At 66.0% G+C, this 17040-nt stretch carries 11 protein-coding genes; 5 read left to right on the top strand and 6 right to left on the bottom strand.

Annotated features, from left to right (window positions below; genetic code table 11):
- The first annotated feature begins 229 nt into the window (after window positions 1–229).
- The gene (locus tag DL519_RS04320) at window positions 230–9142 is read left to right on the top strand and encodes a hypothetical protein (protein WP_190812994.1); all 8913 of its coding nucleotides are present in this window, start codon (window positions 230–232) and stop codon (window positions 9140–9142) included.
- Window positions 9143–9446: 304 nt separating this feature from the next.
- On the top strand, window positions 9447–9596 hold the full coding sequence (locus DL519_RS04325; protein WP_190812995.1) for a hypothetical protein: 150 nt from the start codon (window positions 9447–9449) through the stop codon (window positions 9594–9596).
- A gap of 700 nt (window positions 9597–10296) precedes the next feature.
- On the opposite strand, the gene DL519_RS04330 is transcribed toward DL519_RS04325, so the two are convergent.
- The 4 genes from DL519_RS04330 to DL519_RS04340 all read right to left on the bottom strand — a co-directional run bounded on the left by DL519_RS04330 (window position 10297) and on the right by DL519_RS04340 (window position 12347).
- Complete coding sequence (locus DL519_RS04330) at window positions 10297–10782, bottom strand: response regulator transcription factor (RefSeq protein ID WP_223838428.1); 486 nt, start codon at window positions 10780–10782, stop codon at window positions 10297–10299.
- A gap of 50 nt (window positions 10783–10832) precedes the next feature.
- Complete coding sequence (locus DL519_RS04335) at window positions 10833–11240, bottom strand: hypothetical protein (RefSeq protein ID WP_190812996.1); 408 nt, start codon at window positions 11238–11240, stop codon at window positions 10833–10835.
- Window positions 11237–11365: a hypothetical protein gene (locus DL519_RS48360; RefSeq protein ID WP_263399572.1), complete on the bottom strand. Its 129-nt coding sequence runs from the start codon at window positions 11363–11365 to the stop codon at window positions 11237–11239. The genes DL519_RS04335 and DL519_RS48360 overlap by 4 nt, the downstream gene beginning before the upstream one ends.
- A gap of 188 nt (window positions 11366–11553) precedes the next feature.
- Window positions 11554–12347 (bottom strand): IS5 family transposase gene (locus DL519_RS04340; RefSeq protein WP_223840204.1). Its coding sequence is split into 2 segments (ribosomal slippage): window positions 11554–12011 and window positions 12011–12347, totalling 795 coding nucleotides; the frame shifts between segments, so codons are not numbered across the junction.
- Window positions 12348–12480: 133 nt separating this feature from the next.
- On the opposite strand from DL519_RS04340, the gene DL519_RS04345 reads away from it, so the two are divergent.
- Window positions 12481–13092, top strand: a complete 612-nt coding sequence (locus tag DL519_RS04345; protein ID WP_397545037.1) for an IS256 family transposase — start codon at window positions 12481–12483, stop codon at window positions 13090–13092.
- A 274-nt stretch (window positions 13093–13366) separates the two neighbouring features.
- On the opposite strand, the gene DL519_RS04350 is transcribed toward DL519_RS04345, so the two are convergent.
- Window positions 13367–13573, bottom strand: coding sequence for a hypothetical protein (locus DL519_RS04350; protein ID WP_190824594.1), 207 nt, complete (start codon window positions 13571–13573; stop codon window positions 13367–13369).
- Between the two features lie 12 nt (window positions 13574–13585).
- Between DL519_RS04350 and DL519_RS04355 the strand changes: the two genes are divergently transcribed.
- Window positions 13586–14065, top strand: coding sequence for a transposase (locus DL519_RS04355; protein WP_223838429.1), 480 nt, complete (start codon window positions 13586–13588; stop codon window positions 14063–14065).
- A 183-nt stretch (window positions 14066–14248) separates the two neighbouring features.
- Here the strand turns inward: DL519_RS04355 and DL519_RS04360 are convergent, their stop codons facing one another.
- A complete protein-coding gene (locus DL519_RS04360) occupies window positions 14249–15799 on the bottom strand; it encodes a DUF6924 domain-containing protein (RefSeq protein ID WP_190812998.1) in 1551 nt (516 codons plus the stop codon).
- A gap of 289 nt (window positions 15800–16088) precedes the next feature.
- Here DL519_RS04360 and DL519_RS04365 point away from each other — a divergent pair, with 289 nt between their 5' ends.
- Window positions 16089–16961 carry a recombinase family protein gene (locus DL519_RS04365; protein WP_190812999.1) on the top strand — a complete coding sequence of 291 codons (873 nt, stop codon included), beginning with the start codon at window positions 16089–16091 and terminating at the stop codon, window positions 16959–16961.
- Window positions 16962–17040 lie beyond the last annotated feature (79 nt).

The raw sequence follows: 17040 nt of genomic DNA on the forward strand, positions 1-17040 counted from the left end.
GCAGCGCGGAAGAGGAACACCGGCGGCCTAATGGTCCAGTGCTCACGCCAGCCTTCGGCGGGCACGTCACCCCATCAGTGGTCACGTCCTCCCCACGACCAGCGGGGGCACGGTCTGACCTTAGGCATCGAATGCCTGGCGACGAGAGTGCTCACTCACTGGCCGCTACCGGACCCGAGTCTGCCCGGTGGCCGACCCGGTAGCTCCCATTAGGCGGCGGCAGGAGGAGTTGCGTGCTGAGCTCGGTGCGGCTCGGCGGGATCTGGTTGAGAAACGGGCGGTTTTGGTGGGCGCCCGGGAGCGGGCGGAGCTTCTGCGAGGCCAGGACGCGGGCGAGGGTGAGGGTCCTGGGCGGGATGCGTTGCGTGCTCAGCGTGCCGACGCGGCGGCGCGGGTGGAGTCCGCTGTCGCTGAGCACGCTGCTGTGCGGGAGCGGATTGATCAGCTGGTGACGGCGGATCGGGAGGTGCGTGAGCGTATCGCCGAGGGTGTTGCCCGGGCGGAGAATGTCCGTGACGTCGCGAAGGAAGCGGCGGAGACGGCCGCGAAGGCTGTGGCTCAGGCTCGTGTCGCGGCGGACCGTGCTGATGTGACGGTCCGGCAGGTCGATCTGCCGTCTTACGCGGCCGAGGGTGCGATGGGCAGCGGGAAGATCTGGAAGCCCGGCAGTATTGATCCCGAGGACGTTCTTGCCGCGTTGCCGGAAGGTGTGCGGGAGCCGGCCCGGGCGTCGATCGAGGAGTTGTTCTCCGAGGCCAAGGTCGTGAAGACGCTGCGGCGTCTTTTCGATGAGGGTATCCGGATCGAGGTCGATTCCCGCGAGTTGCATCTGAGGTTCGAACGTACCGCGGCGACGCCGGTGCATCTGCCCAGGGGCGCGGGGTTCAGCGAGTGGGGCATTCGTTCCGCCGACGCGAGCCGGACCGTGGGGCGGGAGGGGGGCCCGCAGTACGGTGTGCCCGCTGTCATGCCCAACATGCTGGGTGCGGCGACCGAAGGTGTGGCTCGTAGCTGGTTGTTCAACCCTTCGGTGCGGCCGTCGGTGGGGACCAATGAGCAACGTAATCTTGTGTCGACGACCGAGTTTTCCCGTGGGATCAACAGCCGGCCTGCAGAGCGGCATAGTGTCCAGGTTCCGGAGCAGAATTTCGTTGTCGATGGTCGTTTCGTGATCGATGTGCGGGCGGGAGAGGGCCCGCCGCGGACGTATCAGAGTGACGTGATCACCGATGTGGCGCTGGTCCGTTACTACGGGGAGGATGTGCCGCCCGCGGTTATCAATCCCGGGCCGGGTGGGCCGGTGCTGCCTCTTCCCGCTTCGGCCCTGCACGAGGTGTTCGTCGTGCCCCAGGCCGCGGCGGTGCGGGGAATCCGTGGGCGGGTCCTTGCTGGGTTGCCGGTGTCGGAGGTGGGTGTCGAGGTCCGTGATTCGGTGTCGCGTGAGTTGAGCGAGGACGCCGTGATCGTGAAGTTCGGGGAGATCACCGGTGGTGGTTACCGGTCGAGTCCGTTGCGGTTGCCGGGCGCGAAGCTGAACACGTTGTCGCTGGAGGTGTCCGCGGAGTTGCGGTCGGTGCGGCGGGTCGACGACCGGGTTGTGCCGGATGTGAATCTGCGGCAGATCGCTGGTGGCGACACGAAGCTGGACACCAGCGTGGCGCAGTCGGCGAGTATCGAAGGTTCGGCGAGTGTGGGTCCTGGTTTGGCTACCGAGCTCAACGAGGAACGGCGTGGTCTCGGCGCGTACACGATGATCACGCCGTTCACGGTCTCCGGTGCGGCGGAATCGGGGGAGACGCTGACGCAGCTGGTGGGCACCAGTGGGGGGAAGAAGACCGTGGCCAGCATCGAGGGCGATGCCGTCCTGGTGGAGGCGACGCTGGATGTGCGGGTTGCGCGGTATTCCTCGGATCCGGCGCTGGAGGGTTCGGATACCGTGGGCGAGAAGGTGTTCCTGTGGATGCCGGTGGAGGAATTCGCCCGGCTTGAGGAGATTTCCGCGGTGCACTCCGCTTTGCGGGTCGCTGAGGAGCACCACGCGCCGCAGGAAAGCCCGGCGGTCCCGGTTGGGTTGCGTGAGCGCCAGAACTTCCGTGACCTGGTGGATCGTGTGCGTCCGGAGATCACCCGGGAGCTGGTCGAAGCCAAGGACGGGGAACTGGACGCCGGGCTGGAAAACGACACCGCCGAGCACCTCGCCTTGTCGGTCCTGGCCGATTACGGTAAGCGTCCGGAGATCACGATTCCGGTGGGTCAGCGTCGGCAGCCCGACATGCTGGCGGCGGGTAAGAGCACCGGTGGCGGTGTGGTGGACCGGGCGCCGGGGATCGAGCGGGTGCTTCCGGAAGTGCGCCGGTTGCTGCGTGAGTCGGTGGGTGACGAGCTGAGGTCGCTGGACCACGACGTGCGGTCGGTCGTGGAGACGCAGTTGTCCTCGGCTTTCGGTGCGCCGGGGTTGTTCGGGGAGTTCAGTGGAGAGCTGCGTGGTGCCTCCGGGACGATCCAGGTCGGTGACCGGTTGGTGACGATCGAGGTCACGCCGGAACTGGGGGCTTTGGTGGGGACCGGCGGGGTCGCGAAGTCCAACGTGGATTCCACCGCGAAGAACACGATTCGTGGTGAGAGTAAGGCGAAAGCCGGTACGAAGCATCGGATCGGTGTCGAGTCGGGTGCCACGATCGGCACCAAGCGCAAGGATTTCTGGCGCACCCTGGGTTTCCTCGTCGCCGCGTCGGCGCAGTTCTCGCGCGGCTACGCCGGCACCCTCGGGCAGAGTCACAAGGTCCACCGGCGCGCGAGGTTCGTGGGGCCCGCGGTCACCTTCGATCGGCTGGTGACCTGGTCGATTAGTGTGTCGACGAAGCCCGCACCCCCGAAGTCCGGGCAGCCGCAGCCCGAGCCGGAGTCGCAGCCCGGGCTGGGGTCGCAGACGGGGCAGTCGCGGTCGTGGTACCGCTGGCTCGGCTTGTTCGGTGGGCGGGCGAACGGCTCTGCTGCGGCGAACAACAGCGACATCGAGCTGAACATCCTGTCCAGTAATTTCTTCACCCGCGACAGTGACTCGGACGGTGTCGAGGGTTCCGGTGATGCTTCGAGGTCCAGCAATGCCACGACGACCGGCCGTTGCACTTCCACGGTCAGTGGCTGGACGCGGGTGCTGGTTCCGGAGCCGCTGGCACCCACCACCCCGCAGGGTGATCTCAGCGATCTGGGTATGGTCGTCAGGGACTTCGATTACGGCCATCAGGACGACAACCCGTTCCAGGTGAACGTCGAGTTCCTCATGCCGCAGGGCGTGGCGACCCCGTCCACGGTTTTGAGTGAGGCCATCGGTGGCGCGCTGCGGAAACTCGCGGGTGGGAAACAACAGGACGCGGCCACGGCCGGTGAGGATTCGCCGGACACGAACTTCGATCAGTTGGTGGCCCCGGGTGGGCTGCCGGTGGCTGGGGGCCGGGTGCGGTTGCGGCTGTTTGATGCTCACCCGGTGGGTACCGCTGCGGGCAAGCTGAATCTGGAAGTGGGTACCGAGGGCGGGCTGAAGCTGGACGGTCAGGAGATGCGGGGCAGAGGTTTCGAGGGGCGTTTCCGCGGCTCGGCGTGGATGCTGTTCGGGGGTAAGTCGAGCCGGGCCTATGTGGCCCCGTCGTTGACCGGCCGGGGCAAGTTCAGTCAGGAGGAAGCAACCACCTACGGTCGTGGCACCGCACGCCGGCGGATCGGCAGGACGACCGGAGCCTCCCACCTGTACCGGGCGCATGGCGTGTTCGAGATCACCCGCTACGGGGAGTCCGACGCTGCCGAGACAACGGAGAAGATCGCGGTCGGTGGTGGTGTGGAGTTCCTGCTCTCCGACGCCGTCGCGCAGCGAATGCACACCCACCCCGCCCGGGAACCGGCAGCGCAGGGGCAGCCACCGCGGACCCGGCACCTTGAGCTGCCCGCCGGGGTGGAGCGGAAACCGACACCGGTGACCGAGGTGCGGTATCCGCCGGAGTTCGTCCTTTCCGGAGCCGCGCTGGGCCCGACCATCGTCACCGAGATCTCCAACGCACACGAGGTCGCCCCGCTGATCAAGAGCATGATCTCCGAGCATGCTCCCGGTTTCGGTACGGGCCGCTGGCTGGAGGTACCGACCGGGATCGCCGGGTCGGTGGAGAAACTGGCGTCGGCGACCGCGGTGGCCGCCCGGTTCGGCCAGGAAGCGACGTCCGGGATGCCGTTGCTGGCGGCCCGCCCGTATCTGGGCGGCACGGAGACGATCGAGTTCGTCGTCCGCGCACGGTACGCCCCGGACGCTCAGGCCACACCGGACAAGGACACCAAGTCCGACACGGCTTTCCTGAACACCGAAAAACGGGCGCAAGCCGTCTCCCGCTCGCAGGGCGGCGGCGGCAATGTGGGCGTGCTCGTGGCCCGTAAGTTGGGTGGCGACACGCGCCGGGCGGGCGCGCACCCCGAGGTCAGCTACGACAGGGAATGGTCGCGTAACCAACGCGACACCGAAAGCGATACGTTCAAGTCGCGGGTGCTGGGCACCGACGCGATCTCCTACTCCTACACCTGGCCGACCTGGTTCCAGGTCGAGATGTACCGGACGTGGACCCCGAACGCGGTGCTGAACAACCTGCTGCTGACCGCCCCGAGGCGGGGCATCGAGATGTGGTCGGAGATGCAGGAGGACACCCGGACCCCGCAACAACGGTGGTTCACCAGCGACGGCACGGCCCGGTACACCATCCCAGGGGGCCTGACCACGACCACGCCGCCGGTACCGCGCCCGGTGCGCATCGGCGGCCGGCTCCTACCACAAGGAGGCGACCAGAAACTGGGGCCGCTGCCGCGGGATCTGCGGGGCGTGGACGTGATCCCGCTGGCACTGCCCGGAAGCGAGCGGCTGTTCCCCTGGCTGGCCGCGGTACTGGCGCATCCCGCACCCCCACCGGCCGATGACGCCGACCCAGCCAGTGCGGAACTGTCGCTGCGCGCGCCCGCCGGCAACGGCTGGATCCGCCCGGCCACCCTCCCCGCGCAACTGCTGTGGCAGCTCGGTGGGGAAGAAGGCCTGACCGCGATGATGCCCGACCTGTTCGAGGACCCGGTGCTGATGCCCGCCATGGTCGAGACCGGCATGGTCTGGGACGACGAGCACGGCCTCGCGGTGCGCCTGCGGTTCGCCGAGGTCGACTACGTCAACTCCTTCACCGCGACCGGCGAGCTGACCCAGGAACAGAAAACCGAGCACGAGCTCACCCAATCCGACACCGGCAAGAGCAGCGCGGCGCTGCCCGGGCTGGCCACGATAGACGGCGGTGGTCCCGGAGCGAACAACGATAAATACGGCAAGCTCAGCGGGGACATGCTCCTGCCCGGCGAGACCAGCACACTCGACCCCTCCGGCGGGATCTCGGGCAACTGGTCCAACCCCCGCGTCCAGGTCTCCACCCGCGGCACCACCCGGGAGGTCACCACCGAGAAGAAGGGCACCTACCACGTCTACCGGGCCGGAAAAGCGATCTACACCCTCACCGACCGCACCGCACATCGCTTCCTTTTCTCCGCCCTGCCAGGAAACCGCTCCGAAATCGAGGTGACCATCGACAACGGCGGCTACTTCGCCGTGGAATCCACACAGGCCGCGGCGAAGAACCTGCCCGGACCACCCCCCCAGCCGCTCGCACCCGCCACCGCACCGGAGGCGGCACCGGCCACACTGCCCGCGGTCTGGACACCCCACGCCGACGACCACCACGCGGCCGGGCTGCTGCCCAAGATCCGTGGCCACCTGGTGATCGGGCTGACCGCATCCGGCGGCACCCTCACCGTGCCCGAACTGGCCGCACGAATCGAGCAACTACCCGGCTGGGCCAAACGACCGATCGTGCTGATCGGATCCGACGGATCACTGGACCTCGCCGATGCGGCCCAGCTACGCGACACCCTCGGAGTCGACGTGATCACAGCCGATCACGAGGTCTGGCACGCCGCCGACGGCCGAGTCGTCACCGGCGATCTGTCCTTCGTCCGCGGCGGATTACCGACCTGGAGCGAACGCGCCGAAGCGATACTCAGCGGCGAGGGCCGGTCCGCGACCGCCGGGCACTGGCACCTGCTGTCGGCCACCGGAGGCACCCGGCAGCTCCCCGGCGCGGACCTTCTCGCAGCACTGGCCGGCACCGGCACGACGGCACAAGCAGGAACCGCACCCGGATCCGACTGCCGCTGGGGCGCCCGCAGCGCACCGGTGAGCCTCCCGGTCCACGGAGCGACCGACACCGCCGAATACACCGGATGGACCCGCTCACCACACCACGCCACCGCAGCCCCCGAAGGCAGAAAACCGCTGCTGGTCCTCGGGCACGACGACACGGTCACCCCCAACACCGACGTCACCACACTGCGCAGTACCGGCGCGGACGTGCTGGCCCGGGTCAACCGAGGCCGGGGCCCGAAATGGATGCTGCACCGGGCGGATGGAAGCCGCCCGCGACCCGTCGACCCCCCCACCGACATGACCCACACACCACGACCAAAACCACTGCTGTTCGGGGGCCCCGAGGATTCCGCCGAGACGATCCAGCAGGCCACGGACTCGGCACCCGACCTGCCCGGCACCCAGATCGTCGGCGCGCACGTGACCCCCGACGGGCAAGCGATACTGCCCGATGGCCGCCACGTGACACCCGAAACCCTCGCCGACGAAGTACGACAACACCAACACTTCGTCCCAGGCCTACCCATCGCGCTACTGGGATGCGCCGCCCACCAACGACCAGAGCCCGGCAAACTCACATTCGCCGAACGGCTCGCCCGCGCCCTCCACACACGAGTATGGACAACAAGAGCCGACGTCGTCCAAACCAAAGACCGGCTCGTCCACGCCACAAAGGTCAAAATCGCCCAAGACGGCACGCTGCTACCCACATTCGTCGACGGCCTGGGCACCGGCCACTGGTACCTACTGGGCTCCCAAGGCCAACAACTATGGAGATCCGGACCCGAACTACGTGCCGCAGTAGCACTAAACGGCTCAGCACCACCGCGCTACGCCGACGAAGCACCACCCGCAGTGATCAGGTGGACAGGAAGGAAAGGCAAGCGCCGGCGACAGACAGCCGCCCACCGTGGGGCGGTTGTGGGTGGTGTGGTGGCGTCTGGACAGCAGGATGCTGAGGCGGGGAAGGCGAAGCGGGTTCGGCGGCCTGGGATAGATAAGGAGCGGTTGTATGAGTGGGTTGTGCGGGCTCAAAAGGTGGGAGGGGCCAGGACGGCTGCGGCAGGACTGAAATGGGTGAATGGACAGGGGTTCGAGGTTCACAAAAACGTTTGGGGGGATGCGTGGCTTGCTGCGACTGGGAAGGCGAAGCAGGTTCGGTGGGCTGGGGAAGATAAGGAGCGGTTGAAGGAGTGGGTTGTGCGGGCTCAAGAGGAGGGAGGGGCCAGGACGGCTGCGGCAGGACTGAAATGGGTGAATGGACAGGGGCTCGTGGTTCACAAAAACGTTTGGGGGGATGCGTGGCTTGCTGCGACTGGGAAGGCGAAGCAGGTTCGGCGGCCTGGGATAGATAAGGAGCGGTTGAAGGAGTGGGTTGTGCGGGCTCAAGAGGAGGGAGAGGCCGAGACGGCTGCGGCAGGACTGGAATGGGTGAATGGACAGGGGTTCGGGGTTAGGGCCGAGAATTGGTGGGATGCGTGGCTTGCTGAGACGGGGAAGGAGAAGCGGGTTCAGCGGCCTGGGATAGATAAGGAGCGGTTGAAGGAGTGGGTTGTGCGGGCTCAAGAGGAGGGAGGGGCGGAGACGGCTGCGGCAGGATTGGAATGGGTGAATGGGCAGGGGTTCGGGGTTGAGAAACATGTTTGGGGGGATGCGTGGCTTGTTGAGGCGGGGAAGGAGAAGCGGGTTCGGCGGCCTGGGATAGAGAGGGAGCAGTTGGATGAGTGGGTTGTGTTGTCTCAAAAGGTAGGAGGGGCGGAGACGGCTGCGGCAGGATTGGAATGGGTGAATGGGCAGGGGTTCGGGGTTGAGAAAAATGTTTGGGGGGAGGCGTGGCTTGGTCTTGAGGTTTTGGATCACTGGTCTGCTGATTTTCAGCATGAGGACGATCCATTCGCCTGGGAGGGATTTGACGGTGTTGGCGAGAGGGATGTTGCTGGCGACCTGGATTTGTTGCTGGTGGGGGATGAGGCCTCGGAGCGGGGGTCCGGGGAGGTGTATCCGGGTGAGTCGCAGGCTGGGCCGTCGACGGTCCAGACCGCCGCCCACCAGGGGTCGGCTTATGGTGGTGTGGCGGCCTTTGAGCAACAGGATGCTGATGCGGGAAAGGTGAAGCGGATTCGGCGGCCTCGGGTAGATAAGGAGCGGTTGAAGGAGTGGGTTGTGCGGGCTCAAGAGGAGGGAGGGGCCAGGACGGCTGCGGTAGGACGGAAATGGGCGCGTGGACAGGGGTTCGAGGTTGGGAAAAACGTTTGGGGGGATGCGTGGCTTGCTGCGACTGGGAAGGCGAAGCGGGTTCGGCGGCCTGGGATAGATAAGGAGCGGTTGTATGAGTGGGTTGTGCGGGCTCAAAAGGTGGGAGGGGCCGAGACGGCTGCGGCAGGACTGGAATGGGTGAATGGACAGGGGCTCGGGGTTAAAAAAACGGTTTGGGCGAAGGCGTGGCGTGATCGTGGAGTTTTGGATCACCGGTCTGCTGATTTTGAGGATGGCGACGATCTATTCGGGTGGGAGGGGGTTGACGGTGTTGGCGAGACGGATGTTGCTGGCGACCTGGATTTCTTGCCGGTGGATTTGGCGAGTTTTGCTGAGTCAGGACAGGCCGGGCACGATTTCTCCCCCGCCGCACACGACCTGCACGACACGCTGGACAGGGCACACAAGGACCCCCCCAGCGCGCCGGCTCCGATCAGGCCACAGGACGACACCAGGCAGGTCGCCGGAGCGGATGATTTCGCCGGTTTCCTCCCCGACTACCACGGCTGGAAGGGTTCCGTTGGGTTGTTTGGCGTCGAAGGGCCTGACGGGGCATCTCTCGGTGAGCCATTTCAGGAAGTTGCGGTAGGGCCCGATGGCGTGTGGCCGGGTGCAGTGGGGTCTGAGTATCGGTTTGTGCCGAGGGGTGAATCAGGCCAGTTATTTTTCTGACGATGAGCGTTTTCGGGTGAATTGCCTGGAGGCGTGTGTGGCGTTCCATAATTCTGTGAAGTTCGGTCGGCAGTTCGTGGCGGGCCCGGGTGATGATCGGGAAATGATCGGGACCAGGCTCGGTTGTAGGTGGCGCTCGGTCGGCAGGCTTGGCAGGCGGAGGGTGTGGCCGGGGCTGAGCGGTATGTGCGCGGCGGCCGGTGGGTGTTGCTGTGCCGGTGATTACCGGCGAGCCGACGGTAGTGGGCATGTGATCAATGCGGTGCATAGCGGTAGCAAAGACCGTGCTGGGCACGGTGTGGTCGTGTGGTGGGATCCGCAGAAGGGCGAGGAAACCGAGAAAGCCGATGTTCTGGCGGCGACCGGGATGTGGGTGATTCCGGTGCCAGAAGCCGAACCGGACCGGGAGATGGTGGTGTTGCCGCCCAGTGGTAAGGCTGGCGGAAGGAAGTAAGAAGCTCAAGCTGATGCAGGAGGCTGGGTCGGGTCGCATTGCGGGCGTGGGGGAAAGTGGGCAGCAGAATGCAATGGTGCGAGAACTGAGGTGGGGGAGTGGACGTGGACTGGGTCTGGGCAGGGCGAACAGGACGCGGGGCCTGCTGAGTCGATCTCGATGGGTGGCTTGATCTAGCTTTGCGGGAGTTGCATGAGAGTACAGCGGATGCCGGGAGCAGCGCGGCAACACCGCGGTCACCGAGCCACCGCAACCGGTGAGCCAAGTCCGTTGATCGCCTGCCGGGATGTTCATCGGTCTTCCACGAACGCATTGCGTCGCGGATGACGTGGTCCACGCAGACATCCCCGGCAACCTGGTGCCTGGCTGTGTCGAATGTGGACGATTCGATTATCTGGGCATGCTGCAGGCCCGGGTGGCAGGCGGGGTGCGTGGGGTGTTAGACGGCTGGCTGCCGGTTTCTGTGGTGGATGGCTGGGTTCGGAGGTCGTGCGGTTGGTACAGCATCGCCAGAGGATGGTGTCCAGCGGCTGCCGAGACCGTCATCTCCTTGGCCGGCAGCGCGGCTGACGTCGTAGACCCGGCGGGGCCACTCGTCTTTGCGGGTGGTGACGAAGGCTCACCAGTCGTTCATGCGGCGGTTGGCGGCGTAGCGGAAGCGCACTTGCCGTGTGCGGCCACACCGGTTCCGCGAGTGAGGTCAGCGGTTCCTCGGCCGAAACGACCGCACCATCCGTGCCAAGCGATTCTTCGCGGACAACGAATTCTTTTTGGTCAAGGAAATCGGGCGATCGTGACGCGTGACCCGGTGCCGTGCGGGGTCCAAGGCGATGCCCGCGCGTTGCAGTAGTGGCGGTACACCCGGCCTGCTCTGTCGTCCCAGTGAGCGCACTCTAGCGACGAGTTCGGTGAAGGCGGACGGTTTGGGGAGATAGTCATCCGGAACGAGTTCGAGTCCAGCGACGCGGTCGGCGACCGCGGACGCGGCGGTGAGCAGCAAGATCCGTGTCTCGCGACGCTCCGCGATGAGCGAGCGGCATACTTCATCGCCGTGCACCAAGGGGATTCCCCGGTCGAGTACGACGACGTCGTAGTCCAAGCTGATCCGCCAGGCCGAGTCACACACGCCCGGGCAGAGAGTTTGGGCAATGATCTTGGAGAGCGCCTCTGATGCTGACCAGGTCATGACGTGACTACCCGATCATCTCCTGATCACTGGGCGCGCCAGCTGAAGTGTTAGGCGTCGAAGCCGGCCCGCGACAGGAATGCGCTGGGCGGTTCGTCGAGCGTCATTCGGTATCCGGAGAGGACGGTGCTGGGCGGGAGTCCGTCCACGCCGGACGACCAAGAACGTGCCGAGCCATGGCACGCATCGCCGTCGATGGTCAGTTCGAACTCGACCACTGTAGCACCGGTGGGCGCGCCGGACTCCCGGTTGGCATGCACCTCGACGAACCGGCCACGTACGACGTCACCATCCTGCTGCCACAGGCCCATGCCAGCGCTGTCGCTGGCATTCCGATTGCCGCCGTCCGGGTTGGACTGGGCCATCGTGCCGTTGCCATGGAACGTGAAGACGTGGTGGCGGAACGGTGCGTCCGGAGCCACCACGAGCCACACACCGGTGACCGGACGCTCGGTCACGTCGTCACCACCGCGGCCAGCCGGCGCACGCCCTCCTCGATGGATTCTTCCTTGACACCGGCGAAGCTCAACCGCATCGTTTCCCTACCCTCGCCCGGGTAGACGTGGAATGCGCTGCCGGGCACGTAGGCCACCCCGCCGGCAATAGCGGGGGCCAAAGTTATAATAAGTTAGAAGATGGGTCGCTCGTCGTGAAAATAGAGAGATGGGTGCCCGTCGTAAAAACTGGGGGCCACGTCGGCGATGTCGGGGGCCGCGGCCCCGGACTGCAGGTGCTTGACCTGCAGGTTTCGTGATGATGTCCTAAGAGTTCCTAACAAAGGATCTTGATGTGTCGGTAGCAGATGATGCAGGTAGCCAGGCCGAGAAACGCCTCGTGGATGTCGTCGCGGCGTTCCCAGCGGATGCGCAGACGTCGCATGCCGTGGTACCAGGCGATTGTGCGCTCGACGACCCACCTGATCACGCCGAGTCCGGAGCCGTGGCCGGTTCCACGTTCGGCGATCTGCGGGTCGATTCCCTTGGCGCGCAACTTGTCCCGGTGTTTATCAGAGTCGTAGGCGCGGTCGGCGTACAGCGCATCGGGTCGGCGGCGGGGGCGCCCGCGCTTGCCTCGCACGGGCGGGATCGCCTCGACCAGTGGGAGGAGCTGGGTGACGTCATTGACGTTGCCGCCGGTCAGGCTGAATGCCGTCGGAATGCCGCCGCCCTCGGTGATCACGTGGTGCTTGGAGCCCGGCCGGGCACGGTCGACCGGGCTCGGGCCGCTTTTGGGCCGCGCCGCGCCGCCCGCACATGCGAGCTGTCGATCACCGCCCGAGACCAGTCCAGCTTCCCGGCCGCGTTCAGCTCGGCCAAAAGCGCCTCGTGCAGCCGCTGCCACACCCCGGCCTCGTTCCATTCCGCCAGGCGCCGCCAGCAGGTCATTCCGGATCCAAACCCCAGCTCCTGGGGCAGAAACTCCCACTGGATCCCGGTATGCAGCACGAACAGGATTCCCTGCAAGACCAGCCGGTCCGGCAGCCGCTTGCGGCCCAGCTTGGGCAGCGCGTTCTCCCAACGCGGCAACACCGGCTCGATTCGCTCCCACAGCTCGTCGGGGACGATCCATGGCGGTTGCTCACCTTTCCTCACCTGTTCATGATCTACGATCAAGGAACCTATGGCACGTCAAGTGATCATTTTGTTAGGAACTCTAAGTTGTGCAAGCTGCACAGCCCAGGGACGGGCCCTGGTGTGTATGTCTTCAACACACCGCAGGAATGCGCACCGTGCCGGCCGTTCGAGGGCCGCAGGTTGCGGCTGGACGCCGGGCGTGGTCTGCGACGGATTGAAGGGCCTGCCCGAGGCCATCGCGCAGGTGTGGCCGCAGACGATCGTGCAGACATGCATCGTTCACTTGCTGCGCAACAGTTTCCGTTATGCCTCCCGTAAGGACTGGAGCGCGATCGCCAAGGACCTCAAGCCGGTCTACACCGCGCCCTCGGAGCAAGCGGCGCTGGACCGGTTCGCCGAGTTCAGCGAAAAGTGGGAGGCCCGGTACCCGGCGATCGTGCGGCTGTGGACCAACGCGTGGGCGGAGTTCGTGCCGTTTTTGCAGTTCGACACCGAGATCCGCACGATCATCTGCACGACCAACGCCATCGAGAGCATCAACGCGCGCATCCGCCGCGCGGTGAACGCTCGCGGCCACTTCCCCAGCGAGCAGGCTGCCTTGAAGTGCGTCTATCTCGCAATCATGAGTCTTGATCCCACCGGGACGGGCCGCAAGCGCTGGTCCAACCGCTGGAAGAAGGCCCTCAACGCCTTCGAGATCACCTTCGACGGACGCCTGTCCGCCGGACTCCGATAAAACCGAAATCAACAGTTACACCGAAAACTTGACAGCCCCGCCGCTAGCCCTCAAATAAGCGAGTCGGTCTCTGTGGGGGCGGTGGTAGCCGAAATGATCACGTTGGCGTGAGCGTGGGATACGCCGATGAGTGGTGGGGGGCGTTGTGGGGCTCGTATGGGCCGGTGTCGTGGCGCTCGGGTGGGTGCTGGGCGCCGATTTGGGGTTCGGGCAGGCGTGGTCGCCACCGCGGGTGCGCGGTGGTCGGGTGTGAAGTCTGGTAACCGGTGGTGGGTTAGCCGAAGCGGGTGCGTTCGATGGTGTTCCAGGTGCTGAAGAGTCGGTCCAGGCTGGGTTGGTAGCCGATGAGCCGGATGGTGATGCTGCGGGCGCGGCGGATGACCATGGCGGGGATGAGGATGAAGATTGGGCGGCGGTGTATGGGGATGCGGCCTACGGTGCGGGCGAGTTGCTGGAACGGCTGGACGAGGCTGATCTCCACAATGGACTGAAGGTGCAGCCGCCGGCGGCGGTGAAAGGTCATTTCCCGAAGGACCGCTTCGACATCGACCTCGATGCGCGGACCGTGACCTGCCCTGCCGGGCACACCGCCCCCATCCGCGCCCGCGAGCGTCACGCCGGAGCGGCCAACTTCGGCGCCGCCTGCGCCGCCTGCGCACTGGCCGCACAGTGCACCACCGCGAAGACCGGACGCACGATCACCATCAGTGCCCACGAGGCCGCGCTACAAGCCGGGCGGGCGCGCCAAACCGATCCCGCCTGGCGGGCCGACTACCGCGCCACCCGCCCCAAAGTCGAACGCAAAATCGCTCATCTCATGCGCCACCGCCACGGCGGGCGCCGAGCCCGCGTCCGAGGACTGCTGAAAACAGCCGCCGACTTTTCACTGCTGGCCGCCGCGGTCAACCTCGCACGCCTCGGCATGCTCGGGATCGCCCGCACGGCAACCGGATGGACCACGACCACCGCCTGACCAGGCCCCGGCGGGCCCGCCAGACACGCACGAGCCCCCGTTGTCAGGGCATACCGGCAACGATCACGCCCGAGTCCCGCCACACCACCAACCCCGATCGATGAGAACCCGCGACCACACCGACCCGCTCAACAAACACAGAACAGATCAAGCCCCCACAAACCCCCGTTCGACACCAGCCACCTAGCCCGCGGTGGAGGTTCGGAGCACGCCGTCGGGGTCGACGGAGCGGCTGAAGTCTTCCCAGTCCATGTTGGCGATCGAGAGTTGGATTTCAACGTCCAGCAGGGCATGCGGAGTGGCGCGGAAGGATCGTGGCTGGTCGCGTTCTGGGTCGATCTCCACGACGAGGACGGGATGCTCTGGGGAGGCGAGTGTGACCGCATCCACGGCTAGGAGCCGCTCGTGCTTGGTGTGTGACAGCAGGGTGGCGAGCTCTTCGCCCGTCCAGCCTTCGAACTCGGGTATGGCAACGAGAGCGGCGTCGAGAACGACATCATCCTCCCAGTATTCGCGGGGCATGGTGAGGTCGCGCCAGGCGGTCTCCCAGGCATGGTCGTCAGAGAAGTCGGTGCGCACGATCGGGGTGGCGTCTGCATTGAGCAGTGTCTCCAGGGCGGCGGGTGTGACCGTGCGTGGGGAGGCGGTCATGACTTCGTCGCCATGGTCGATCACGTGCTGGCCTTCGCGCCACAACACGGTGCCGTCAAAGGCACAGAGCCGGACTTCGCCGCCAGGTACCACGATGAGGTGGTCTCCCGGACCGGCCAGTTGTTCGAGAACGCTGCCGTCGTCGGCCCGGACCTGAAGGAATCCTTCGTTGTCGAGGGTCAGGCTGGTGTCTGCGGCGCGGGAGTTGGGCGCGTACCACAGTTGTATTCCGTCGGCGCGGAACAGTCTCGTTCCTTCACCGTTGCCTTCACCGGCTCGGTGGTACAGGACGGTGCCACCGTCGACGGAGGTCAGGGATTGGTTGCGGAGTGTCTGTCCGCGTCGGAGGACGGCGCCGCGTGGCGGGGTGTGCCCGGCTGCTGTGCAGGGCGCGTGGTGGTGAATCCGCCAGACGGCTGTTTCGGAGGCGTCCAGAAGGGCAAGGCTGCCGTCGTCGCGGACGGCGAGCCGCTCCACGCCCATATCGGCGGTGTCTGACTGCCAGACCGGCGCGCCGCACGAGGTGCGCAGTACAAGGTCGCCACGCAGGGTCAAATCGACCCAACTGTCGTCGAGCCAGCTCGTGTCGGTCGCCCAAACCGGGGTGTGGGTGGCATTGCAGTAGAGCACCAGGTTTCCGTCGTCCTGGTGCAACAGCGTGTGCGAGCCGGACGGGGAAGTCAGGGACTGAAGACGCAGACGCGACCCCAAGCCCATGGCAGGTCCGCCGTAGTCATATGACACAGCCGGTGGGGGCGCCACTGTCGTGCTGGCCGAGCTCTCGCGCCACAGCATGTTCCCGGCCTCGTCGACCAAGCAGAGATGAAGGGCCGTGCCCTGTTTCGTTTGAACTCGCTGCCAGGTCAGCACCGTGTTGTCCTGCTCCAGCCACCGTGCCAGCGGTGGACTGAGGAAGAAATGCCCCCACGAGGTGCTGACACGAAGCGAACCATCCGGTTCACGTATGACAGTGTCGGTCTCCACACCCTTGGAGCGGTTGCGGTACAGGTAGCGTTTGACGGTGATGTCAGCGGCCGGCGCGGAGCCCTTGAACGCCGGCTGCATATTCGATGATTCCTGCACGGTCCCTCTCATCAACTACGACAACCGGCGACGGGTACCCGCCGACACACGGTGAGACGACCATAGTCACCTTCCACTCACGCCTCGCCGCATCCAGCGACAACTGGTCAGACAAACCCACGCAGATGCCCGGGAGGGCACCGATGTGACGCGTGCCCACTCTCATAAATGACCAGTTGTGCAAGTTCTGCGAGCCGCCCGATCCGGGCCGAAGATCCGCAGGTCGCGATTCGCACAACATCTCTCATAACTACCCCTGGTTTTGAGAGAGTTCTGCGAGACTGTCGGCATGCAACTTGGACCCGACGAGGCCGCGGCCGCGGTCGAACGCCACCCCTGCCCGCAATGCGACGTGCCCGCTGGCAGCGCCTGCCGCACCCGCGCCGGGAAGACCGCCGCCAAGTACCACACCGCACGGTTCATCCTCGTGCCCTCGCTGCGCGACGAACTCACCGTGCCCGTCCCGACCGACCGGGGACCAGGCAAGAAGTGGACACCAGGCCCGGAGGTCACCGCCGCGGCGCCGAAGACGACCGGGGCGCCGATCCGGATCGGCTACGCCCGCTGCTCCACCGCCACCCAGGAACTCCAGTCCCAGCTCGACGCGCTCGCGGCCGCGCACTGCACGCGGGTGTTCTCCGAGAAGATCAGCACCCGCATCAAGGTCCGTCCCGAGCTGGAGAAGGCGCTCACTCTCGCCCACGAGATCAAGACGGCGGCGCCGTACCAGCCGGTGATCCTCACCGTGCACGAAATGAAACGCCTCGCACGCAACGCCGCCGAACTCATGACCCTCTCCGCCCAACTCCAGGGCGGCGGAGTGCAGCTGGAACTGCTGACCGGCCCCTTGACCGGGATCTACGACCCACACGGCATGGGCTCCATGCTCTTCGCCGTGCTCGCCGTCGCCGCCCAGCTCGACCGCGACCACATCCGCGAGAAAACCCTCGAAGGCCAACAAGCCGCCGCCGCACGCGGCAACCACGGCGGCCGACCCAAGGTGCTCGACGAAGACGACGTGCTCTTCGCCCGCGCCCTACGCGACAAGGGCACCCCGATGCCCGACATCGTCAAGAAGCTGACCATCAAGACCGGCAAGAACGCCGGCCAACACCCCTCAGTCGCCTCGCTCTACCGCGCACTCTCCGACAACGACGCCTGACCAGGACCTACCCGACCACTTGGCAGGTTTCTCCCGTACCCCGGCGGCCCCCCGAACACCCGCCTGGACCTCGTTCCCG

Origin of the sequence: Saccharopolyspora pogona (assembly GCF_014697215.1) — a bacterium.
Classification (GTDB): Bacteria; Actinomycetota; Actinomycetes; order Mycobacteriales; family Pseudonocardiaceae; genus Saccharopolyspora; species Saccharopolyspora hattusasensis.

Bases quoted from the DNA above. Each gene is read 5' to 3' on its own strand.
- DL519_RS04365 (WP_190812999.1), top strand. From the start codon at position 16,089: ATGCAACTTGGACCCGACGAGGCCGCGGCCGCGGTCGAACGCCACCCC.
- DL519_RS04345 (WP_397545037.1), top strand. From the start codon at position 12,481: ATGTCTTCAACACACCGCAGGAATGCGCACCGTGCCGGCCGTTCGAGG.
- DL519_RS04330 (WP_223838428.1), bottom strand. From the start codon at position 10,782: ATGACCTGGTCAGCATCAGAGGCGCTCTCCAAGATCATTGCCCAAACT.